At 73.6% G+C, this 21,782-nt stretch carries 21 protein-coding genes and 3 pseudogenes; 13 read left to right on the top strand and 11 right to left on the bottom strand.

The features are described from left to right. Nucleotides 1–469 precede the first annotated feature (469 nt). From WDV06_RS19955 to WDV06_RS19965, 3 genes are all read left to right on the top strand, one after another. Nucleotides 470–1,411: a DUF5829 family protein gene (locus tag WDV06_RS19955; protein WP_395511133.1), complete on the top strand. Its 942-nt coding sequence runs from the start codon at nucleotides 470–472 to the stop codon at nucleotides 1,409–1,411. Between the two features lie 370 nt (nucleotides 1,412–1,781). Beyond that, nucleotides 1,782–2,024 (top strand): hypothetical protein, encoded by a 243-nt coding sequence (locus WDV06_RS19960; RefSeq protein WP_395511134.1) that lies wholly within the window; start codon nucleotides 1,782–1,784, stop codon nucleotides 2,022–2,024. A 1,352-nt stretch (nucleotides 2,025–3,376) separates the two neighbouring features. Continuing rightward, complete coding sequence (locus WDV06_RS19965) at nucleotides 3,377–3,760, top strand: peptidoglycan-binding domain-containing protein (protein WP_395511135.1); 384 nt, start codon at nucleotides 3,377–3,379, stop codon at nucleotides 3,758–3,760. A 77-nt stretch (nucleotides 3,761–3,837) separates the two neighbouring features. Here the strand turns inward: WDV06_RS19965 and WDV06_RS19970 are convergent, their stop codons facing one another. Next, entirely contained in the window at nucleotides 3,838–4,704 is an 867-nt protein-coding gene (locus WDV06_RS19970; RefSeq protein WP_395511136.1) for a hypothetical protein, read from the bottom strand. Nucleotides 4,705–4,907: 203 nt separating this feature from the next. Here WDV06_RS19970 and WDV06_RS19975 point away from each other — a divergent pair, with 203 nt between their 5' ends. Beyond that, on the top strand, nucleotides 4,908–5,639 hold the full coding sequence (locus WDV06_RS19975) for a hypothetical protein (RefSeq protein ID WP_395511137.1): 732 nt from the start codon (nucleotides 4,908–4,910) through the stop codon (nucleotides 5,637–5,639). A gap of 419 nt (nucleotides 5,640–6,058) precedes the next feature. Next, nucleotides 6,059–6,586 (top strand): DUF4142 domain-containing protein, encoded by a 528-nt coding sequence (locus tag WDV06_RS19980; protein ID WP_395511138.1) that lies wholly within the window; start codon nucleotides 6,059–6,061, stop codon nucleotides 6,584–6,586. A 611-nt stretch (nucleotides 6,587–7,197) separates the two neighbouring features. Here the strand turns inward: WDV06_RS19980 and WDV06_RS19985 are convergent. The 3 genes and pseudogenes from WDV06_RS19985 to WDV06_RS19995 form a co-directional block, all read right to left on the bottom strand. Further along, a complete protein-coding gene (locus WDV06_RS19985) occupies nucleotides 7,198–8,256 on the bottom strand; it encodes a cytochrome d ubiquinol oxidase subunit II (protein WP_395511139.1) in 1,059 nt (352 codons plus the stop codon). Next, nucleotides 8,253–9,728: a cytochrome ubiquinol oxidase subunit I gene (locus WDV06_RS19990; protein ID WP_395511140.1), complete on the bottom strand. Its 1,476-nt coding sequence runs from the start codon at nucleotides 9,726–9,728 to the stop codon at nucleotides 8,253–8,255. Before WDV06_RS19990 ends, WDV06_RS19985 begins: the two co-directional genes overlap by 4 nt. Nucleotides 9,729–9,773: 45 nt before the next feature. Then, nucleotides 9,774–9,958 (bottom strand): annotated as a pseudogene (locus WDV06_RS19995) (SDR family oxidoreductase); the annotation flags it as partial. Nucleotides 9,959–10,264: 306 nt separating this feature from the next. Between WDV06_RS19995 and WDV06_RS20000 the strand changes: the two are divergent. Beyond that, nucleotides 10,265–10,858, top strand: coding sequence for a SpoIIE family protein phosphatase (locus WDV06_RS20000; RefSeq protein ID WP_395511141.1), 594 nt, complete (start codon nucleotides 10,265–10,267; stop codon nucleotides 10,856–10,858). 262 nt (nucleotides 10,859–11,120) lie between these two features. On the opposite strand, the gene WDV06_RS20005 is transcribed toward WDV06_RS20000, so the two are convergent. From WDV06_RS20005 to WDV06_RS20015, 3 genes are all read right to left on the bottom strand, one after another. Next, complete coding sequence (locus WDV06_RS20005) at nucleotides 11,121–11,261, bottom strand: hypothetical protein (RefSeq protein WP_395511142.1); 141 nt, start codon at nucleotides 11,259–11,261, stop codon at nucleotides 11,121–11,123. Then, on the bottom strand, nucleotides 11,258–11,740 hold the full coding sequence (locus tag WDV06_RS20010) for a DUF6003 family protein (protein ID WP_395511143.1): 483 nt from the start codon (nucleotides 11,738–11,740) through the stop codon (nucleotides 11,258–11,260). Before WDV06_RS20010 ends, WDV06_RS20005 begins: the two co-directional genes overlap by 4 nt. A gap of 77 nt (nucleotides 11,741–11,817) precedes the next feature. After that, nucleotides 11,818–12,204, bottom strand: coding sequence for a thiol-disulfide oxidoreductase DCC family protein (locus WDV06_RS20015; RefSeq protein ID WP_395511144.1), 387 nt, complete (start codon nucleotides 12,202–12,204; stop codon nucleotides 11,818–11,820). Between the two features lie 189 nt (nucleotides 12,205–12,393). On the opposite strand from WDV06_RS20015, the gene WDV06_RS20020 reads away from it, so the two are divergent. Continuing rightward, nucleotides 12,394–13,830, top strand: coding sequence for a serine/threonine-protein kinase (locus WDV06_RS20020; RefSeq protein WP_395511145.1), 1,437 nt, complete (start codon nucleotides 12,394–12,396; stop codon nucleotides 13,828–13,830). A gap of 602 nt (nucleotides 13,831–14,432) precedes the next feature. Here the strand turns inward: WDV06_RS20020 and WDV06_RS20025 are convergent. The 3 genes and pseudogenes from WDV06_RS20025 to WDV06_RS20035 form a co-directional block, all read right to left on the bottom strand. Next, on the bottom strand, nucleotides 14,433–14,747 hold the full coding sequence (locus tag WDV06_RS20025; protein ID WP_395511146.1) for an STAS domain-containing protein: 315 nt from the start codon (nucleotides 14,745–14,747) through the stop codon (nucleotides 14,433–14,435). A 62-nt stretch (nucleotides 14,748–14,809) separates the two neighbouring features. Then, nucleotides 14,810–15,133, bottom strand: a pseudogene (locus WDV06_RS20030) (transposase family protein); the annotation flags it as partial. A 112-nt stretch (nucleotides 15,134–15,245) separates the two neighbouring features. Continuing rightward, nucleotides 15,246–15,620 carry a winged helix-turn-helix transcriptional regulator gene (locus tag WDV06_RS20035; protein ID WP_395511147.1) on the bottom strand — a complete coding sequence of 125 codons (375 nt, stop codon included), beginning with the start codon at nucleotides 15,618–15,620 and terminating at the stop codon, nucleotides 15,246–15,248. Nucleotides 15,621–15,794: 174 nt separating this feature from the next. Here WDV06_RS20035 and WDV06_RS20040 point away from each other — a divergent pair, with 174 nt between their 5' ends. After that, nucleotides 15,795–16,667: an SDR family oxidoreductase gene (locus WDV06_RS20040; RefSeq protein ID WP_395511148.1), complete on the top strand. Its 873-nt coding sequence runs from the start codon at nucleotides 15,795–15,797 to the stop codon at nucleotides 16,665–16,667. 28 nt (nucleotides 16,668–16,695) lie between these two features. Here the strand turns inward: WDV06_RS20040 and WDV06_RS20045 are convergent. After that, nucleotides 16,696–16,899, bottom strand: a pseudogene (locus WDV06_RS20045) (transposase); the annotation flags it as partial. Nucleotides 16,900–17,125: 226 nt separating this feature from the next. On the opposite strand from WDV06_RS20045, the gene WDV06_RS20050 reads away from it, so the two are divergent. The 5 genes from WDV06_RS20050 (at nucleotide 17,126) to WDV06_RS20070 (ending at nucleotide 21,749) form a co-directional block, all read left to right on the top strand. Then, nucleotides 17,126–18,160 carry a DUF4129 domain-containing protein gene (locus WDV06_RS20050; protein WP_395511149.1) on the top strand — a complete coding sequence of 345 codons (1,035 nt, stop codon included), beginning with the start codon at nucleotides 17,126–17,128 and terminating at the stop codon, nucleotides 18,158–18,160. Then, nucleotides 18,157–18,693, top strand: coding sequence for a hypothetical protein (locus tag WDV06_RS20055; protein ID WP_395511150.1), 537 nt, complete (start codon nucleotides 18,157–18,159; stop codon nucleotides 18,691–18,693). Before WDV06_RS20050 ends, WDV06_RS20055 begins: the two co-directional genes overlap by 4 nt. 63 nt (nucleotides 18,694–18,756) lie before the next feature. Beyond that, nucleotides 18,757–19,764 (top strand): AAA family ATPase, encoded by a 1,008-nt coding sequence (locus WDV06_RS20060; RefSeq protein ID WP_395511151.1) that lies wholly within the window; start codon nucleotides 18,757–18,759, stop codon nucleotides 19,762–19,764. A gap of 138 nt (nucleotides 19,765–19,902) precedes the next feature. Further along, complete coding sequence (locus WDV06_RS20065; protein ID WP_395511152.1) at nucleotides 19,903–21,102, top strand: DUF58 domain-containing protein; 1,200 nt, start codon at nucleotides 19,903–19,905, stop codon at nucleotides 21,100–21,102. Further along, a complete protein-coding gene (locus tag WDV06_RS20070) occupies nucleotides 21,099–21,749 on the top strand; it encodes a hypothetical protein (protein WP_395511153.1) in 651 nt (216 codons plus the stop codon). Before WDV06_RS20065 ends, WDV06_RS20070 begins: the two co-directional genes overlap by 4 nt. The last annotated feature ends 33 nt before the right edge of the window (nucleotides 21,750–21,782 follow it).

Here is a 21,782-nt window from a genome sequence, read left to right on the forward strand (position 1 = left end):
GCCGCCGCGTCGAGCAGGAGTTCGCCGTTGCCGACCATACGGGTCCAGGCCTCCGCCGTCGGCAAGGCCCTCCTGGCCCAGCTCAACCCCGCCGAACGCCGCGACCGCCTCGGCCGCCACCGCATGGAGGGAGGAGCTCTTCGCCGAACTCGACACCCGAGACCCCGGCATGGTGCGGATCGGCACGACCCCGAAAAACCAACGGCCGACGTGGCCACCGTCCTCGGCCACCACCGCACCGGGAACTGGACCGCCGCCCGCTCCTGTCTCACGTCGCGGGACTACGAGAGCGACTGGAACGCCTGGCCGACCGGAGTGGGGCGGCCGCCTGACCCACGGGCCGTCGGCCGGACGTGCGGGCCCGGCCCACGGCCGCGGACCTGACGGCCCCTCAACCGGAAGGCTCCTCCTGCCTTGCGCGCGGGAAAAGCAGAAGTGGACGCGGGCCGCGCCGCCTACGATCACCCGCATGCGACTTCGACGACTGTTGCACGTGTTCATGATCCTCGCCGTGGCACTGGCCGGGTGGGCCGGCGGCACCGGCGGGATCGCGTCGGCGCTGGAGGAAGGGCCGCCGCCGAAGGATCGTCAACTACTCTTCTTCAACCATGCCTACGGCGTGCTCGACCGGGAGACCGCCGACGCCATCGAGCACTCCGCCTACCTGCGCGACTTCGCGAACTTCCAGGTCCGCACCACGACCGGCTCGGGCGGCGAGACCTGGACCGGCCGCTACCTGAGGGGACGCGAGACCTACCTTGAGCTGTTCGGCGTCGGTGACGTCCCCGGCCAGGACGGCACCCTGGGCGCCGGCGGAATGGGGATCTCCGCCGAACGGGCCGGCGACCTCGCCACGGCCACCGCCCGCCTCCACGATCAGGGCGTGCCGAACCCGATCACCTTCCGCCAGACCCGGGACTTCGGCGACGGGACCCCCGTGCCCTGGTTCGACGCCGTCTTCACCACCGGCCAGTACGACGGCTTCGGCGCTTGGGGCATGGAATACCTCCCGGAGTACTTCGCCGACCCGCGCAGCGACACCGAACCGGCCGCGTACCCCGGGGACGTCGGCCGCGAACGGTACCTGCCCGACGGCTACCGCGACCACCTGATGCGCGACGTGACCTCGATCCGCCTCGCGGTCACCGCCCGCGACCTGGCCGCCACCCTGCCGCTGCTCCGGGCCGGCGGCTTCACGGTGCGCGAACTCCCCAACGGCAGCGCCCTGGCGCAGGGCGGGGGCACCACCATCCACCTGGACCCCGTGGCACGGGAGCAGGCCGGGCTCCGGGAGGTCGAGATGTCCCTCAACCACCCGGTGGCCTACCGCCACGAGGAGCGCATCGGCCACTCGACCCTCGTCGTCGGCCCCGGCGACCGCGCCGTGTGGACCTTCGGGGCCGCCGGGTAGCGGGGACTGCCGCGCCGCCCCTGTCCCGTAAGCCCGTTCGCTCATGGGCCGGCCGGTGCACCGCCCAGGGCCGGCCGGCCCTGGGCGGTCCTCGTTCCCGGCGGGAGGCCGGAGGGAACGGACCGCAGCCGCCGCCACGGGAGCGACGTGAAAGGCTGAGGGATGCCCCGCACCTGCAGGCGGACCGCCGGCGCGCCGGCGGCGACTCGCACGGACCGGCGCCCTGGCCGCCGGATGTACGGCGGCGGCAACGCCTCCGGCAGCGGCTGCTGGAAGCCGGGCACGACGGGCGACGACGGGGACTCATGAGGGCCGGGCATGAGGGGCGGACCCTACCGGCAGCCCCTGGACCAGGCCCGGCAGCGGGCCGGTGCCTGCGCGGACCGGCTCGGTCTGCGGGTCGGCGAGGTCATGCCGCCGCGCCCCCGCGCGGTTCCCGAAGAACTTCCCCGCCGAACCGGAGACCCGCGGCGGGAAGCCGGTCACGGAGGTCCTCGTGGACCCGGCCGGCGGCGACGCCGGATCGAGTACCCCCGTGAACGCCTCCACCGGCGCGGTGTGGGACCACACGTGGCACGGCACCTGCATCGCCACCAGCCACACCATCCACTGATGCATCCTGCCCCGGGCGCCGCCCGGTGACGGCCTCATGCGTGTGCGAGGCCCGCGGCGCGGGCAGCCGTCGCGGCCGTTCCCGCCGCGGCCCGGGCGGCGCGCCCGGTCAGTTTCCAGGCGAGTGCCACACGGTCTGCAGCAGCACCAGGCGCCGTGCTCGGCCAGCCACGCGCCGGAGGTGCTGCCCGGGCCGCCGGCCAAGCTCGCGATCTCCGGCTCCTGCCCCGCCGTCGGCCGTAGGGCCGCTTCCCGCCCGCCAGGGCGGGCTCCGGTGCTCCGGTTTTCTCGCGGCATGAGGGAGGCGTACGTGGCGGACACGACGACTGCCCCGGAGGTGACCCACAAGGCGAGCTGGATCGGGTTGGTGGTGGCGCGCACCCCCAGCTCGATGAGCGGCGGGTCGTTCTCCCGCGAGCAGACGGCAGCTCCAAGGTGGGGACGGTGACCAGGATCCGGCTGCCCGGGAAGCACTTCAGCGCGCTGCGACTGGGGTACGGACTACACCTGTCTGTGGGACAGTTCATGGTCTCGTGCCACCGGTTGCCGGGGGGAAGGGCGGAGTATGGCGCGCGAAGAGAAGGACATGCTGACGGCTCGCGAGGTGAGCCACTTGTGGCCGGGCGTCCGTACTCACTCGGTGTATGTGAATGCGCTGGCCCATGGGGTGCGGATAGCAACGGACAGCTGGCCGACCACTACGGGGTACGCCAGCAAGGTGCGGTACAACGCCGACGATGTGCGCCGAGTGGCCCCGCAGGTAGCAGCCAAGCCACTCAAGGGGCCGTCCCCGGTACCGTGCTGTCTGCTGCTGGTCGTTCTGGCAGCGGTCCCGGTCGTGTGGCTGGTGCTGGCCATACGACCTGTCTGCTGCTGATCGTTCGTTCTGGCGGTGGTCCCGGTTGTGTGGCTGGCGCCGGCTAGGCCAAGCGGCCGGCAGAGGTCAAGTGAGTGGTTGCGCGGCAGGCCAGCCGTGAGATGCTCGGGCTGTCAACCGCATTATCTCCGGCTCATTGGGCAGGGCGCCTCCGAGCCTCAAGGAGAGGCCGGTCGGATGCCTGCACGCGCCTGCCCACGCTGTCGCCCGGACAGCGCCCGGGATGGAGTAACCCCCGCGCTCGCCTGTGCGACCGGGCCGCGGTTCTGACGGCGGCCAGCAGGGGTCCGGCCTTGGGGAACGTCGCGCCGCCGCTGAGGACGGCTGGAGTGTTGGTGTGTGGTGCGCCGGGTGATGCGGTGTGTGCTCTTGTGCGCCCCTCAGATATGCGGCCTCTGCGGCCGGCGCGGGGATAGCTTCGTAGCGGAATATCCCAAATGGCGGGTCGGGCCCGCCGGGCTGGAAGGAGTGCTGGCTTGCTGAAGCGTGCGGGGTTGTCGGTGGCTGTGGCTGTCGTACTTGCCGGGGCTGTGGTGCCGGTTGGTCTGGCGAGTGAGGCTCTCGCCGCTGAGACCAAGCCAGGGGTGTGCAACTCGTCGGTGGACGGCACGTACTGCGGCTACTACTCGGGGTCGGCGTACACCGATCGCGGTGATGCGGGGGCCAAGGTGAAGGAGATCCAGGCGCTGCTGATCCAGCACCACGGCTACTCGGTGGGCCCGAAGGGTGTGGACGGCTACTTCGGCGCGGGGACGGAGTCGGCGGTAAAGCGACTCCAGAGGGCCCATGGGCTGCGGCCCGACGGCATCGTGAGTGCCGAGACGTGGGGCGCCCTGCGCGGGGAGACGGCGGATCGCTGAGGGCGACCGTCTCCGGCTGAGAGCGTTGGGTCGGGCGCTGCCACGTAACCGGTCCTTCGCACCCCACGGACGACCGTTCAGGAACCGTAGGTGATGGATACCTGCGCCGATCCGGTGGCGGGGCTGGAAGTGCCGCCCGCCGGGACGAGGTTCGACCCGCCACCGCCACCGCCGGGCCCCCCGGCGCCGGCGGTGACCAGGAAGCAGCCTCCGCCTCCGCCGCCACCGTGCCAGCCGCCGCCACCACCGCCCCCGCCGAATCCGCCACCGCCCGTGCCGCCGGTACCCGGCCTGCCGTCGGTGCCGGCCTTGGAGCTTTCGGGGCAGGCGGATCCGCCCTTGCCGCCGTGGGTGGGGGTTCCGCCGCCACCTCCGCCGCCGCTTTCCGGTCGCTCGCCGCCGGGCTTCCCGGTGTCGCCCGCGTTCCCGCCGGTGGCTTCGCGGTCGGGACCGGTGAAGCTGGAGCCGCGTCCGCCGCCCCCGCCGCCGGCGGCGACGATGAGGCGGGGGTCGGTGCCGGGAACGCCGGTCAGGGCGCAGTTGGCGCGCGCCGAGCTGCAGGTGCGGACGTCACTGGCACCGCCGCCGCTGCCGCCGGGGCGCTGCCCGGTGACGGCTCCGCCGCCCGTGTCGACGTTGACGTAGTAGGTGCTGCCGGGCACCACGGCGAGGGTGGCGGTGACGGTGGCGCCGGTCCCGCCCGCTCCGCCCTCGATGGCGGACTGTCCCGGCTCGCCTGTGGCGGTGACGGTCAGTCGGGTGACGCCGGCCGGTACGACGAACCGCTGGTCGGCGCCGGCGGTGAAGGTCTTGGTCACGGGCGCCGCTGCGGCGTGCGCCGCGGGCACCACCAGGACCGCTGGCAGCGCCGCGGTGGCGAGCAGGAGCGCGGCCCGTCGGGCTGGGCGCTGAGGGCGGTTGGACTGTTGTGGGGTCGAAGTCACGATGGGGACTCCTGGGCAGGGCCGTGCCCCCCGGACGCGCGGACGTAGGTGGATGGTCCGGCCCCTGCACGGGACCGTCCGCCGCGGACCGTGCGCACCGCAGCGGTCAGGCGTCATGCTCTCCCTCAAGTCTCCTCGTTTCCCGTTCCGCCCGCCTCCTGGCGTCCCGGTCCGTCCCGGCGGGTGCGCTCCTCCGGCCCGGGATGCTGATCGGTCCCGGCAGCATTCGTCTACGCCTCGGCGGGGAGATCGCGGCGGCGACGGTGGACGCCACCGGTATCGCCCCCTACGGCGACGAGCAAGCCTGCCGGTGGGTCGCGGTGCGCCACGCCCCCGACCACATCCACATCACCGGGACCCTCGCCCGAATAGACGGCCGCCGCCAGCCCCGGCTGCGCCGGGACCTCCTCGCCGTGCACACCGTCGCCCGCGCCTTCGAGACCCTCTGGGGCCTGACGCCGATGTCACCGCAGGACCGCACCGCAGTGGGCCGGCCCTCCACGGCGGAGCTGGCGAAGGAAACCGGCGCGGCCTGCTGGAGAGTGCCCGCCAGACCTTGCAGCGCACCGTACGCAAGGCGGCCGCGCTCGCCGAGCACGACCCCGACTTCCGCGTACGGGAGAGCTTCACCCCCGGCTGTCGGATCGGCGGACAGGTCGGCGGAGGCGCGCCTGGTGCGCGAGGCGGCAGTGCTGCCGGGCCGCTCGGGCCGTGCCGAGGGAGCGGGTGAAGTGGCCGCGCTCGGCGACCTCCTGGTGGCCGCCGCCCATGCCCCCGCCGCGGTGCGCGACCGGATCGCGGCGGCGGACGCCTTCGAGCGGGCCGGCCGGGCGCCGGAGGAGCGATCGTTGGAGGAACGGGCGCAGGCGGGCTGGGGGGCGTCGGCACGCACGTCGGAGCGGACCCGCGCACCGCCCGGGGCGGCGGCGCCATGACGGTCCTGACTCTCCTGGTGGCGCTCGTGGAGGCGGTGGAGGCTGCCCGCGTGTGGCAGAGGCGCAGCAGCACCGCGCGCAGGCGAAAGCCGTGCTGGAGGCCGGGCGGCTGCTGCGCGAGGCCGCAGCCGCAGCCGCGGCCGGCACACGCCGGTGGCGACGGTCGGCCGCTGCGATCTGGCCCACCCCATCTTTCTCGCCACCCTCACGGATCGGCAGACGCGCCGTGACGGCCGCGCTGCCGGACGAGAACAACTACGCCTTCCGGTGCCCGGCGCCGGGGGACTACTGGTCAACGAGGGAAGCGCCGACGACCAGGGGCGGGCTGTGTTTGGCGGGCGCGGACCGGGTAAGGCGCCGCGGAGAACTCGGTCGCAGGCGGGCTCGCCGAGCCCCGGCCGTTGGAGGAGATGATTGCCATGGGCAAGCGCATGCGCATGCTCGCGCTGGCGGCCACAGCGGCGGCGGTGACCGGGATGTGCGCACCGGCGGCGCTGGCCGGTGTGTCCGCCGGTGACCAGGACTCGACCTACGTGACGTCAGCCCACCAGGGCAACCTGGCGGAGATCGCCGCGGGCCGGGATGCACAGAAGAACGCGGTGACCGACTGCGTCAAGGAGGTGGGCGCGAAGCTGGTCGCCGATCACCAGAAGCTCGACACGGATCTGAAAGCCGTCGCTGCCAAAGCCGACATGACCCTGCCCACCGCTCCCACGGCCGCGCAGCAGCAGGAGCTCAAGGCCGTCCAGCTGAAGGCCGGCACGGCCGGATACGACTCGGCGTGGCTCGCCAGCCAGGAAGCCGCTCATCTCAAGACCCTTGCTCTGATCGACACCCAGATCCGGTCGGGCAGCCACGCCGACGTCACCGACGCCGCCCAGAAGGCACGCCCGATCGTTGCCATGCACCTCGACATGGTCCGCGGCGGCACGTGCCACATCTCATAGCACGACGGCGCCCGACCTCGCCGCCAACCGCCCGATGCGGTCGAGGCAGGCGGCCAAGACGGTGATGCCTGCGGACTGACCGGGCCCGCCTCGCGGCGGAGTTCGCCGGCATGCGAGCCGCTGGAGACGTAGAGCAGCACGGCTGCCCGGTCCCGGTCGCAGGTCGGCGCGGCGAAGAACTCCTCAGGGCCGACACGGCCGCCGGCCAGCCGGCGGCCGCTCCTCGGGACGGCGTCGTCTACCGATCGACGATCGATCGGAGCGACCGCACGTGCTGAGCCACCCGCTCAGGCGTCTGTGTCGAGGAGGTGCTGGTCGGTCGACTTCCTTGAACGACCAGGTGACTGCGGTGCGGGTGGATGACCCAGACCAGGCCCAAGCGGTCTGGCCCCTGATCGGTTGCGGCATACTCGGGATCGTGACCCTGCGCGGGCCGCGGCCGGGCGGGGCCCTTGTCCCTGGAGGCGCAGCCTGCCAGGGCTTTGCCGACTGTGCTCTTCCCGGCGCCGGAGACGCCCGGCACCACCACGACCACCGGCTCGCGCCCGGGCCCCGCCACGCGTCATCCGCTCTGTCCGCATCGGCCCCGACGGCCATCCGCCGAGGCCCGGTCACGACGGTGGGGTGCCGGACGCACCCCGGTCGGCGGCCGTGCGCCGCAGGTCGTTCTCGGCGAGGGGTTGCAGGGCGCCCCCGGTGTCCAGCCGGTAGAGCAGGACCAGGGGCGGTCCGACGAGCACCACCGCGACGGCCGTGACGAGGAGCAGCCAGCGCAGGGTCGTCGATGCTCCGGCCGCCTGGTCCACGGTCAGCGAGGTGGGGATGAGGTACGGCCGTTGGGCCAGCCCCCAGGCGACCACGACGAGGGCGACGCTGCCGACCGCCGTCAGTCTCGCCCAGCCGGTCGCGGTGCGGTACAGCAGTCCGGCGGTGGCCACCGCGCCGACCGCGGCCGCGACCACCAAGGCCAGGCCGATGCCGCCGGTGAGGCCGTCGTGGACGTAGCGCGCATCGTGCCGGGTGACGACGAGGCCGACCACGGCGAGAACGGCGATGACCGCGAGGCTGCACCAGGCCCGCAGCCGGAAGTAGCGGACGAGGTCGGGGGCGTCGAAGCGGCGGGCGTCGGCGGTCAGGAACACCGCACCCAGGAAGGCCGTCGCCGCGACGGCGAGCAGCCCGGCGAGCACGGAGGTCCCGTTGGACCACGCGTCGGCCGAAGCCTTCGTTCCCGGAGCGACCCGGCCCGTGGCCAGGCCGCCGACCACTGCTCCGAGGAAGAAGGGCGTGAGCAGTGAGGAGACGGCGAAGGCGGCGCCGTAGATCCTGCGCCGTGAGAGGCGTGTCATGGGCTTGCGCAGGGCGAAGCCCGCACCGCGCAGGACGAGCCCGACGGCCGCGAGCGCCAGGGGAAGCCACATCGCCGTGAAGACGGTCTGGAACAGGACCGGAAACCCCGTCCACATGATCACCAAAACGAAGATGAGCCAGACGTTGTTCGTCTCCCAGACCGGCTCCATGGCGTGGTCGATCAACCACCGGGGACGCTTGCCCCGTTCGGGGCCGCCCGCGAACAGGTCCCAGAAGCCCGCGCCGTAGTCGGTCCCGCCGGCGCAGGCATAGGCGGCCACCGCCGCCAGCAGCACCCATGCGACGACGTCCTCGATCATGGCCCTCCTCCGTCATCGTGCGCGGTGCCGTGGTCCTGTGCCGCCGCCGCGGCGGCCGAGCGGCGCGGACCGTAGGGCGTGTCGCCCTCCGGGGAGTCCTCGTGGTGGGAGCCGGCCAGTTCTTCGTCGGCGGCCCGCCACCGGGTGCGCATCGTGAGCAGGACGGCCAGGAAGGTGCCGAGGATCAGTGTGTAGACCACGACGACGATCGCGAGCATCGCCCACAACGACGCGGCCCGGGTGTCCGTGACGGCTTCGGACACCCGCATGTTCTCGTAGACGATCCAGGGCTGGCGGCCCACTTCGGTGGTGATCCAGCCGCATTCCACCGCCACCAGGCACGCCGCTCCGGCCACCGCGGCACATCGGAAGAACCAGGGTGAGCGCGGCAGTTCACGGCGGCGCAACCAGCACCAGCCGTACCAGAGCGCGAGCAGGACGAGCAGGCTCCCGATCGTCACCATGATGTCGAACGCGCCGTGGGCGATGGTGGCCTGGGCGGCCGTCGGGCGGTCGCTCGCGGGCACCGCCGTCAGTCCCGTCACCCGGGTGTCCGGGCTGAAACCGGCGAGGATCGAGTCCAGTTGCGGGATCCTGATCCCGCCGGAGATCGACCCGTCCGCATGCAGGCGGCCGAACACGTACTCCGGTACGTGGGTACCGGTCTTCCAGACGATCTCGGTGGCCGCGAACTTCACCGGCTGCTTGTGGAAGACGGAGCGGGCGATGGAGTCCCCGAGCACGAACTGAACCGGGGTGAGGATCGCGGCGACGGTGAACGGCACGGTGAAGCCGAGCCGGTGGTAACGGTCTCGCCGGCCGCGCAGCCAGCCGACCGCGTAGACCCCCGCGACGACGTACCCGGCCGTGAGGACCACCCCCGCCACGAAGTGCCAGTACTCGGGCCCGAACATCGGCGTGAAGATCGCCCTGCGCACGTCGACGTCTACGGGGTTGCCGCCCGCGTCCAGCGTGAAGCCCCGCGGCGTGTTCATCCAGGAGTTCGCGGCGATGATGCCGAACGCCCCCATCAGCGCGGTCATCGGCAGGGGCAGACCCAGCCGGAAGTGCGTCCACGGCTTGAGCCTGCGCCAGCCGTAGAGGTAGATCGCGATGAGGACGGCTTCCAGGAAGAAGGCCCACGCCTCGACGCCGAATCCCAGGCCGAAGACATCACCCCAGCGGCCCATCAGTCCCGGCCACAGCAGGCCGAACTCGAAGGAGAGCACGGTACCGGTGACGATGCCGATGGCGAACTGCACGGCCATGACCGCCGACCAGCGGCGGGCGAGCAGGAGGGCGACCGCGTCGCCCTTGCGCAGCCCGCGGTAGTGCATCAGGAGGGTGATGGCCGGCAGGGCCACCCCGAAGGGCACGAGCAGGATGTGGGAGGCCAGGGTGAAGGCCATGAGCTCACGGGCGGGGAGCAGCTGCGGCGGGGTGTCCGCCATGATCGCGATTGCGCTGTTCATGTGGGCCTTGGCGGTTTCGTGTCGGACGGCGGGTGGATTGGGGGCTCAGCCGCCGGTGGCGAAGCCGCGGAACAGCGTCATTCCCCCGTCCACGAAGATCGCGTCGTCCCCACGACGTAGTCAGCAGGTCGGAGCAGGGCCATGGCGTTCGCGATGTCCTCGGGGTCGCCCACGCGGCGGTACGGGATGAGCCGCAGCAGGTCGGCCTCGGCTTCGGGGGTGTCCCAGGCGACGATCGCGGTGGCCTTGCCCAGCGCCTTCCGCCCCTTGGGGATCCGGGCAACGAGGAGCACTGGACCGTCACTGCCGCTGGCATCCACTGAATCTCTCCCTGAGTGCCGAGGGGGCCATGAAATCCGCGCCACCACCAGAACATCGCGGTCCTGCCCCGGCCCGGTGGCACGACTGCCGCTGCCCCTATGGAGTGCTCCCCCCGGCCGAACGGCTCAACGGCGGCTCGGGAGCCCCGCCGGCCGGCGCGCCCACGGCGGTGCCGCCCAGGCAGAGGTGCGCCGCGATCCGGCCGGTGTGCTGCGATGGAACCACCCGGTGGGCGTGTCGGACGCAACCCCGGGCGCATCCTTTCGTTGCTCCGGCAGTTCGCCGACCGGCACCGGGACCAGAAGCCCCTTCATCGTGGGCGAACCGATCCGGGTCGGAGGCACCGAGGCGGAGGCCCGGGAGGCGACCCGCCACGAGGCGCTCGGCAATCTGGCGTTCGCCCGACGGGCCGCCCGTCCTGTGCCCCTACGACACCACCCTGCCGGAACGGGTGCTGGCGGAGGCGCACCGCAGGCACCCCGTCGTCGGCGACCGGGACGGCTACCGGCACAGCTCCCGCTACGGGGACCGACGTCCACCGGAACCACGGCTTCGTGACCCTCGCCTACGGTCATCTCACCCCGGTCGCCGGCGGACTCGCCGTCGACCTCGTGAGGGCCGGCCACACCCCGCCCCTCCTGCTGGACGCCGACCATGCGGTGGCGACCGTCGAGGCCCCCGGCGGGCTGCTCGGCATCGGCATGCCGCCCGGGCTGGCCTCCGTCCGCTTCACACTGCGCCGCACCGAGAGCCTGGTGCTGTGCACGGACGGCATCACCGAATGCCGGGCCGAGGGCACGGACGAGTAGGGAAACGCCCGACTCGCCGAAGCCCTGGTCGCCGCCCCGCTCCGCCCGGCCGCGACCGACATCGTCCCGAGCCGCCGGCTGGGCCGGTGGGGGAGCGGAACCGGCGACCGACGGGCCGGCGTGGTGGGGCCGGTGTCCCGGGTGCGGCCCGTTGCGATTGCGGGGCCCTCGGCAGGTTCTGGGGAGCGGTTGGGGAGCCCCTCCTGCCGACGGTCGGACCGGCCGTTCCCTCACCCATGAGAGGGCGGCCCTTCCTTGCACTTCACGCCCTCTCGTCCTCGTCGCCCGCCCGAGCGGGTGGGGGGAGGGGGATACGGGTCTGTCCCTCGATCGGTGCCGGGGTCCGCTCACCGAGCCGGTCCTCCACCTGGCGCAGCTTCGTACGCGTCTCCTCGGTCGTCATGACTCCCCCCTCGTCACCGCTGTCGCGGAGCCGGCCGACGTAGGGCCCTGTCCCTGCGCCGCCGCCGATGCCACCGTCCGGGCGTCCTCGCCGGTGAGTTCGACGATGCGGTGCTGCGGAACCCCGGCCGCCGTGGCCCGCGCCAGCAGGGCGTCGCGCTCGCCCGCGCAGTCGCGGTAGGCCAGCAGCTCTTCCTCCACGCGGGCGAGGGCACCCGGCGGCGTCAGCGCGTGCCGCAGCCGGTTCAGCTCCTCGTCGCCCAACGGGACGGGCAGCTTCTCCGACCCGGAGGGGATGGCGCCCGTCCCCTCCGGCGGCAGCAGCCGGACGCCCGGGGAGGCGGCGGTGACGCCGTGCGCGTCGAGCCAGGCCCGTACGGCCGGCGTCTCCAGGCACGCCAGGTCTCCCACAGCGGTGACGGGGGCGCCCAGCATGGGCTCCGGGTCGTCCAAGAGGAACAGGTAGGCGTCGTCGGTCATGCTCGTCTCCTTCGCAGGCACGGTGGTCGTGTGCCGTCCTCACCTACCCCCTTCGGCGCGAGTCATCGCGGCCTCGGTCACCCTCGGCCACGGCGCTCCGGCGCCGCGCATGCCGCCGTCCCGCCCGGCATCCGGTGCCGGTTGTCCGCCACCAGCCGGTAGGCGACGTGGGCGACCCACCGGGCCGGCGGCAGCATGAGCAGCGCCCCCAGCGGCGCCCATCCCCGGCCCGCGCGCAGCAGGATCTTCGCCACTGCCCGGGCGCCGCCGTACACCCGGCCGGACGGGGTCACCCAGAGCACCTCGTATGCGGCGCGCTCCGGGGGCACCCCCAGCGCGGACAGATCCGCGAACTGCCGGGGGACGATCTCGCAGTCGGGGCGCAGGCGGCGCTCGACGAACAAGACGGAGGCGGTGCAGAAGCCGCAGTCACCGTCGTAGACGAGCGTCGGTCGTGTGCGCATGACCCCATCATGCCGCGACGGCGCCCGACCCCCCTTCACGACGCCGTGTGCGGGCCCGGGGATGTCCGGCAGCCGAGGGGGCACACGCGCACACGGTGCTCGCCACCACGCGGCCGGGCGTGCCACCGGCAGCGCACACGGGGGCGGGCGGACAACGGCAGGTGACAACAGGACGCAGGGAGCGCAGTGATGACAGTCCGCTCGTGGCCGATCCGACGGGACCTCCGGCTCACCGCTCACGTGGTGGCCGACCGCTACCGGCTCGACGACCTGCTCGGCCGCGGCGGCGCCGCCGACGTCTACGAGGGCATGGACCTGCGCCTGCGGCGGCCGGTCGCCGTGAAGGTCTTCCGTCCGGATGGTGCCGCCGACATGGAGGAGCGGTTCGACGGCGAGGGCCGGCTGCTGGCCCAGCTGCAGCATCCCGGTCTGATCACCGTGTACGACTGCGGTCGGGACGACGGGACGCCCTACCTGGTGATGGAGCTGGTCAGGGGCACGACGCTGCGCCGGCGGATCGCGGCGGCCGCGCTGGCGCCCGCCGAGGCGTGCCGCATCGGGGCTGCGCTGGCCTCGGCGCTGGCCCATGTGCACGAGGCTGGAGTCGTCCACCGCGACGTCAAGCCCGCCAATGTCCTGCTGGACGAGGCGGGTGCCCCCCGTCTGACGGATTTCGGCATCTCCCGGCTGCTCGGCACCACGGCGCAGACCGCGACGGGCGCCCTGGTGGGTACCGCTGCGTACATGGCCCCGGAGCAGGTGCTGGGCCGGGGTGCCGGGCCGGCGGCGGACATCTACAGTCTGGGACTGGTGCTCCTTGAGTCCGTCAAGGGTGAACGGGAGTACGACGGGGCGCCCCTTGAGGCCGCGATGGCCCGCCTGAACCGTCCCCCGGTCATTCCGCCGGACATACCGGCGGCCGTCGCCGAACTACTGGAGACGATGACCGACGCGGACGAGAGCCGCCGGCCGGACGCCCGCGCCTGTGGGCGCGCCCTGGCCGCCTTGGCAGCGGGGGCTCCCGCGGCGGCGGCCGAGGTGGCCGCGCGGTCCTCCGTGCCCGCCGCTCCGCTCCCCAGGGGCGAAGCCGGCGCCGGTGAGCGGAACGCGGACACGCTCAGGACCAAAGGGGTATACCCGGCATCGGGGGGCGCCGGTGACGGAGCCGCCGCCCCCACCCCCGGCGAGCCGGTGCCCGCACGCTCCTTTTCCCACCGGCCCGCCTCGCGCAGGGCCGGCCGGATCCTGGTGACCGCCGGTGCGGCACTGGCCGTCTTCGGCGCCGGGCTGGCCGGGTCTGCGGGCGGGCCACCCGTCGAGGCGGAGAACGCCGTGCCCGCTCCGTCGCGCCCCTCCACGCCCGCGCCGCCCTCCCCGGCCGCCTCACCGGCTCCGCCGGCCGGAGCCGGAGCCGTCTCCGCGCCCCGGTCCGCCTCGTCCACCGGGGACCGGCCGAGCGCCGGCTCCGAGGACGCGACAGCCGACAGGGGGACGCCGTCGGCCCCCGCCGTCCGGGGACGGCAGCCAGACCGTGCGACCGGCCCAGGAGCGGCCGGGCCGGCCCCCAGGAAGGACGAGGCGCGGCAGGACAAGCCGAAGCCGGCCAAGGGCAGGCACGCCCGCTGACACCGCCACGGTCCCCGGCACACCACCCGCCTGACGCAGCACCAGGCGGATGGTGTGCTGAGGACCGTGACGACGCCCGGGCGGGGGCACCGTCCCCCGGGCGGCGTCGAGGTCCACGAGTTCCCCACCGCCCCCGCCCGGTGGTCTCGGCTCAACCGGGCGTGAGGGGAAAGCGGGCGCCGACGTGGCCCAGGGCGCTCGTGCGCTGCCGGGGTGCGGCCCCCGTCGCGGCCCTGGTGGCCTGAGCCGCACCCCGTACTTTCGAACGTACTGCGCGGTCGCTCCGAACAGCGAAGCACCGTCGAACGGCATCAACAAGATCAAGCAGCGGCGCGGCCTGGTCCACCGGATCCTCTTCATCTGGCCAGCGAGGTGATCCGAAAGACACGGCATAGCCGCCGCGGCCGCTCAGAATCTGCCGCCCACCACGACGAGGCGGTGGCCGCCGAGCGCGTGGGCGAACCCGTTCGAGACGGCGGCGCTGAACGCCGGCCAGTCCCTGGCGCCATCCGAAACCGCCGGTGTGTGCGGGGAAGGAGGGCGGGGTCTGGGACCGGAGCACCGAGCGGTCGGACACCCCGCCCCGCACCAGGAGCCCGGCCCTACCGGGCCGTGAGCGTGAACAAGCGGCGGGTGCCGGTGAGGTCCAGCAGCCGCAGGGCCTGATCGGGCAGATGGGCCAGTGCCGGAGTCGCGCCGGCGAGAGTGGCGCGGCGGCGGAGGGCGAGGAGGACGTGGAGGCCGCAGGAGTCGACGAACGTGACAGCCGACAGGTCCAGGGCCAGGGCCCGACCGGGCAGGTCGATTGCGTCGGCGGCCTCGGCCAGGTGCGGGCCGGTGTCCATGTCGAGTTCGCCGGTCACCGTGACCACCGTGCGGTCGCCCTGCACGCTGACGTCGAGATCAAGGTTGGACATGCGTGGACCGCCCCGTTTCGGGATCGGAGCCCATTACGGTCGGCTCCCCATATCGCGTCCGTCACGGTGGTGAACCGGGTGCAATCGCTGGTGTTCCCGCCGGTCAGGACGAAGGCCGGGGCCGGCCCTGGTCAGCCCGCCACGGGACCGGCCGAGGGCCGGGCCGCGGGGCTCCCTTTCGGGGCCCCGGCCGCGTGCTGACGGGCACGCACGACAGTGGAGTCGACCGGCACGAGCCACTCGATATCGCCCGCGGCATCCGCTTGTGCCTGGGCTGCATGGAGCACCCGCTCGAAGGTCCCGTCCGTCGCCCAGCGGCGGAAACGCGTGTGGAGGCCGGCCCACGACCCGTACCGCTCAGGTGCGTCCCGCAAGGCGACCCCCGTCCGGAACGTGCGATGTCGCCGGGTGGCTCAGGTGGGTCTGATTGTCGGGCCGGTCTCGGCGAGGCGGCCGTCTATGACCAGACCGCTGGACCAGACCGCCGGCCGCCGCCGATTACCTGGTGCGCTCAGTGCGGTCGTCGTACTCTTCGCGGGCGGTGATGACTTCTTCGATGTGCAGCACGGACCACTCCGTGAGCGCCTTCAGCGGTTCCCGGAGCGTCTGGCCGAGTGCGGTCAGCTCATACTCCACGTGCGGCGGCACCTCTGGGTAGACGGTGCGGCTGACCAGCCCGTCGCGTTCGAGGGTGCGCAGCGTCTGGGTGAGCATCTTCTCGCTCACGCCCGCCAGCGCCAGCCGGAGCTGGCCGAACCGGCAGGTCCCGTTCCGGCCGAGTTCGCCGAGGACGAGGACCGCCCACTTGCTGCCGATCTGGTCGAGCAGGTCCCGCGACGGGCAGCCGCGCTCGTACGGATCGAATGACGGCATGGGCCCGGTCACATTCTCGACAGCAGTCACACAGCTCACCTCAATGCTTTCGTTACGGTAAGTACCGTACCAAGAAGTGGCTACTCCCCAACAGAGAGTGTCCAGGTCATTCTGTGTTCCATCCCGCGGCGGACGGACCGCGGCAGGCGTGCAAGGCACGCCCGGAAGGAAGGAATGACCATCATGTCGATCGTCGTCACCGGAGCCACCGGCCAGCTGGGCAGGCTCACCGTCGAGGCACTGCTGCGGCGCGGGGTCCCGGCCGCGGACATCATCGCGACCGGCCGGGACATCGCCGGGATCAAGGATTTGGCCGACCGGGGCATCACGGTACGCCGCGCCGACTTCGCAGACCCCGACGGCCTGGCCGAGGCATTCGCGGGGGCGGAAAGGCTGCTGCTGATCTCGGCCTCGGTCCCCGTGGGCGAGCGGGTCGCCAACCACCGCCGCGTGATCGACGCCGCGGCGTCCGCAGGCGTGTCGCTGGTGGCGTACACGAGCACGACGCACGCGGACACGGCCACCACCGTCATCGGTGCCACGCACGGCGAGACCGAGGCGTATCTGCGGGACCGCGGAATCCCCAGCGTGCTGCTGCGCAACGGCTGGTACCTGGAGAACTACACCAGCCAACTGCCGCAGATCCTGCAGAACGGCGCGGTCGTAGGCGCCGCAGGCGAGGGGCGGATCAGCGCCGCGTCCCGCGCCGACTACGCCGAGGCCGCAGCGGCCGTCCTCACCGCTGAAGGCCACACCGGCGCCGTGTACGAGCTCGGCGGCGACGAATCCTTCACCCTGACGGAGCTCGCCGCCGCGATCTCCGCTGCGGCCGGAAAGCAGGTTGCCTACGCTGACCTCCCGGTGGCCGACTTCGCCCAGGTACTGGCCTCCGCGGGCCTACCCGCCGAGCTGGCGGAGGTCCTCGCCGACGCTGACCGCGGTATGAGCCGCGGCGAGATGTTCACCGACTCCGGCGACTTGCGCCGCCTGATCGGCCGCCCGCCCGTGACCCTGGCCGAGGCACTCGCGGCCGCCCTGCACGACTGAGGTCGAACGTGCGGTGTGGCCGGGTTGCTCAGGTGGGTCTGACCGTCAGGCCGGTCTCGGCGAGGCAGCCGTCTATGAGTTCGCTGCGGTACCGGATGTGCCGTAGGCCGCGCCGGATGCGCTGGACGAGGTGTTCGGGGGTACTGAAGGCGACCTTGGAGAGCCAGCCGCGTCGCAGGAGGGACCAGATCCCCTCGACGGGGTTGAGGTCGGGCGCGCAGGGCGGCAGATACTAGCTGGTTGGTCGTGATCTCGCTCGTCTCTGGGGTCCGGCTCGCCCGTCACGACGTGCGCGGACCCGCAGGTCCGGTGGCACCGTCCGGAGCCGCCCGTAGCGGGGGAGGAGTGGCCACGGACGTGCGGGGCCCAGGCGCCCGAGCCGTGATCCACGGTACTGGTCCGAGTGTGGTGAGGCCGGGGGAGCGCAATCCGAAGCGGGCCGAGTCTGCCCTGGCGTCGTGAGCTCATTGATCACCGGCGACCGGTGTGCGAAGCTGCCGGTCTCGGGGGAGGGAGCGGCGGTGGAGCGCGAGAACGGCCACATCGGTTCCTTACGCGCGGTGTTGTGCTTACTGGTCGTGGGCGGAGCTGCCCTGGGGGCGTTGCTTCTGCGCCCCGGCGGGGGTCTGCTCGCCGAGGGCCGCGGGCCGCTCGGTGGCAACCCCGTCCTCGTGCTCGGCCTCGCCCTGTTGTCGCTCCTCGGCGGGATCGCACTGCGCGCGAAGTACGTGGAGCAGATCGGGGCCCAGGAGACGCTCGACCCGGTGGAAATGCGACTGGTGGACGGTGTGCGTCGTGTGCTCACGGCGGCGCCGCTGGCCCTCCCGCTGCTCATCGTGGCCCTGCACCGGTTCGGTGCCTCGGACGGTGACAGCGACGGCGGCGCACCCGCGGACGGCGGTGCCCCGGGGTCGTCGTCGCTTCCCCCCGCCCCCTCGGTCCCCGTGCCCGGCGCGCCGCCCGCACCGGCCGCCGCCCCCGACGACGGCGGCCACTCCACGTTGACGCGCATCCTCCTCGTGCTCGGCCTCGCCCTGCTCACCGCGGCCCTCGTGCTCGCGGTCCGGCGCCTGTGGCGCCATCCGAGCCTTCCGACGGAGCCCGAGGCCGAGGCGGTGGCCGCGACCCCCGGCAGCGAGCGGGCCCACCTCGCCGACGCCGTGGATTCCGGACGCCGTGCCCTGCAGGACGGAACCGACGTGCGTGCGGCCGTCATCGCCTGCTACCTCGCCATGGAGGAGTCGCTCGCCGATTCCGGTGTGGCCCGGCACGCCTCGGACAGCCCGCACGACCTGCTGGAACGGGCCCTCGACGGCGGCCTGCCCGCAGCGGAGGCCGCCACCGAGCTCACCGCCCTGTTCCGCGAGGCCCGCTACTCCACGCACCCGATGCACGGCGGCCACCGCGACCGGGCGACGGCCGCGCTCGCCGAGATCGCCAACGGCCTGCGCTCGCAGGCGCACGGTCCCCGGGCCGGGGCGGTTGCGGGGTGAAGAGGGGCATACGGATCCGGACCCCGTTCGGCTCCGTGCGGCCGGCCCCCGGCTCGGTACGGCACTCGCTGGCCGTCCTGGCCGGCCTTGCCCTCGCGGCCGAGCTGCTGCTCGCCCTGACCGACGGCGCCGCCGCGGCTGCCACCGGGGCCGCGCTCCTCACCGCCGTCGCACTGGTCCTGGGGCGCTACGCCGCCGGGGGCGCCGCCCAGGACGCCGGACTGCGCAGGCCGACGCGCGTGCTGAGCAGCCGTGCTCCGGCGCTCGGCCGGTGGCGGCGCACCGTGGCCGACACCCTCGCCGACGACGGCGAAGAACACCTGCGCACCGTCATGCGACCGCAGCTCCAACGGCTGTTCGCGGCCCGGCTGGCCGAACGCCACGGTGTGGAGATGTACCGGAACCCGGACCAGGCCCGGGAGCTGGTCGGCGACAGGCTGTGGCCGTGGATCGACCCCAGGGCGCCCGCTCCGCAGCCCACCCTCCCCGAACCCGTCCTGCGTTCCCTGCTTGACCGCCTGGAATCCCTGTGACCATCGCCTAACCCGGCCGGCCCCGGCAACTCCCTACCCGATCCGTCTCGTGAGGAACCCCTCGTGACCAGCACGCACACCAGCCCGGACCACGCCGTCCTGACGCCCCGACAGGCGGGGGAGCGGGCCGCAGCCGTGCTCGACGAGATCCGGACCGCCGTGGTCGGAAAGGCGGAACCGCTCGCCCAGGTCATGCTCGGCATCCTCGCCGGGGGCCACGTCCTCATCGAGGACCTGCCGGGACTCGGCAAGACGCTGCTGGCCCGCTCCTTCGCCACCACCCTCGGACTGGATTTCTCCCGCGTCCAGTTCACCCCCGACCTGCTGCCCTCCGACGTCACCGGCGCCCCGTTCTACGACCAGCGGAATGCCGACATGGTCTTCCGGCCCGGCCCCGTCTTCACCCACCTGCTCCTCGCCGACGAGATCAACCGGACCCCGCCCAAGACCCAGGCGGCCCTGCTGGAGGCGATGGCCGAATCCCAGGTGTCCGTCGACGGCACCACCCGCCCGCTGCCGGACCCCTTCGTGGTGGTGGCCACCGCCAACCCCATCGAGTACGAGGGCACCTACACCCTCCCGGAAGCCCAGCTCGACCGCTTCCTGCTGCGGGTGCGGATGGGCTACCTCACGCCCGCCGAGGAAGCCGGCATGCTGCGCGCACGCGTCGACCGGGCCGCACCCGAGGCGGTGCTGCGCACGCTCAGCGGGCCGGGCGAGGTGCTGGCCATGCGGGCCGCCGTGGAACGCGTCGAGGTGGACGACGACCTGCTGGACTACGCCGTCGCCCTCGTCGGCGCCACCCGCGCCCACCCCCACGTCCAGGTCGGGTCCTCTCCACGAGGCGGCCTGGCCCTGGTGCAGCTGGCCCGCGCCCGTGCCGTGCTGCACCTGCGGGACTACGTGACCCCGGAGGACGTCAAAGCAGTGGCCGTGCCCGCCCTCGCCCACCGGATCTCGCTCAAGCCGGAACTGTGGGTCCGCCAGATCGACGCCGACGAGGTGATGCGCGAGATCACCCGCTCGGTACCCGCCCCGCAGACCCTCCCGCGCACGCCGTCCGTGTCATGACGCGGCCGGTGACCGCCCGTACGGAGGCTGCCGTCCGACGGGCCCTCGACGGCCGGCGGGACGGCGCCGAACCCCCGCCGCCGTCCCCGCCCGGCCGACGCCCCGGCGAACGCGCGCTGCGGCTGGGCACGCTGGCTGTTGTCGCCCTGTCCGCAGCGCTCGTCACCGGACGCCCCTGGGTCCTCGCCCTGGCAGCCGCCCCCCCTGGTCCTGCTCGCCCTCGCCCTGCCGGGCGGCCCGCGCCCGGACGGGCTGACGGCCCGGGCGGAGGTGGAGCCGAGGCGGTGCTTCGAGGGCGAGCGGGTCAGAGTGCGGATCGCCGTGGCCTACGACGGGGAGCCCGGCCGTCTGGACCCCGGGATCACCCTCGGCCACGGAACCCGGCTCGACCGTATGGAGGCGGGCCCGTACCACGTGGAACTCGACCTGACCGCCCGGCGCTGGGGCCGCTGGACGCTCGGCACGGTCGACGTCGACGTCTACGACCGGGGCGGCCTGGCCCGCCGGACGGTACGGGCCGGTCTCGGCGAGATCTCCGTCTTCCCCGTGCCCGACCAGGCGGGCCTCACGCCCATCCCGGTCCGGCTGCCCCAACGCCTCGGCGAGCACACCTCCACACAGCGCGGCGAAGGCGTCGAGGTCACCGGAGTGCACCCGTACGCGCGCGGCGAGCGCCAGCGCCGGATCCACTGGCCCGCCACCACCCGCCGGGGCACCCTCCAGATGCACGGCTTCGCCGCCGAGCGCACGGCGGAGACCGTGATGCTGCTGGACGTGCTCACCGACGTGGTCGACCCCGTCACCGGCACCTCCACCCTCGACGCGACCTTCCGGGCCGCCGCCGGCCTGGTCCGCGCCTACCTGCGCACCCACGACCGGGTCGGCGTCGTATCGGTCGGCGGTGCGACCCGCTGGCTGCAACCAGGCAGCGGCCAGGGGTACTTCCACCGCATCGCCGAGAGCGTACTGGCGGTCCGAAAGGACCACAGCCACCGTTCGCAGGGCCTCGGCGCGCTCCCCCCGCCCGCACTGCCCGCCGGGGCACTGGTGTACGTCATCACCCCGCTGAGCGACCAGCGGATCTTCGACGTCCTGCACCAGGTGCGCGGGCGGTCCAACCCGATGATCGTGGTCGAGATCCCCACCGGCGACCCGGTCGTGGACCCCGGTGACACCGAGGGCGAACTTGCGCTGAGGCTGTGGCGGGCCGACCGCGACGCCATGCGCTTCTCCCTCGTCGAAAGCGGTGTCGCGGTCGTCACCCACCGTCCCGGCGAGACCCTCGACCTCGCCCTCGCGCCGCTGCTGCGGACCCGCGTCCAGGGGGGCACCCGATGACCACCGCCCCGGTCCCGTACTCCTCCGGAGGCCGACCCGCCCGGCTCACCTCCCGCCTCGCCGACCGGCTCCTGGGCACGGCCCTCGTCGTCGCCGCCTGCGACCCGTCGGCCGCCCTGCACGCCTCGCCGCCGGTCAGGCTGCTGGTGACCGGAGCGGCCGCCGCCGCAGCGTGGTGGGCGGCCCCGATGGTCGACGCGCGCCCGGTCCACACCTCGCTGCGCTGGTGGGCCGTCGTGGCGCGGCGCAGGACCACGGTCCTGCCGGCCGCCGCCATCGCGATCGCGGCGGTCACCGACCCCGCCCTCTGGCTCGTCGTCTGCGTCGCGGCCCTGCTGCTCGCCTACCTGCTCGTCACCGACCCCTGGACGGCCGGCGTCACCGCCCCGCCCGGCAGGCCCCGGGCCACACCCGCACTGGCGGCCGCCGCCGCGGCGGCGGTGGTCCTCTTCGCCGCCCAGGCGCCGACCGCGCGCACCGCATACGCCAGGCTTCCCGCCGCCCTCGCCATCGGTGCGACGGCGACCTGCCTGGCCCTGGCGCTCCACACCCGCCACCGCCCGCCGAACCGACCCCCCGGGCAGGACACCGGTGCCGCCGAGCCCCGGAACCGGCCACCCCGCCGCACCCGCACCCACCGCCACTGACGCCGTACCCGTTGAGGGCGGCGCCGTCGCCTC

This window comes from Streptomyces racemochromogenes (assembly GCF_044129415.1).
Classification (GTDB): domain Bacteria; phylum Actinomycetota; class Actinomycetes; order Streptomycetales; family Streptomycetaceae; genus Streptomyces; species Streptomyces racemochromogenes_A.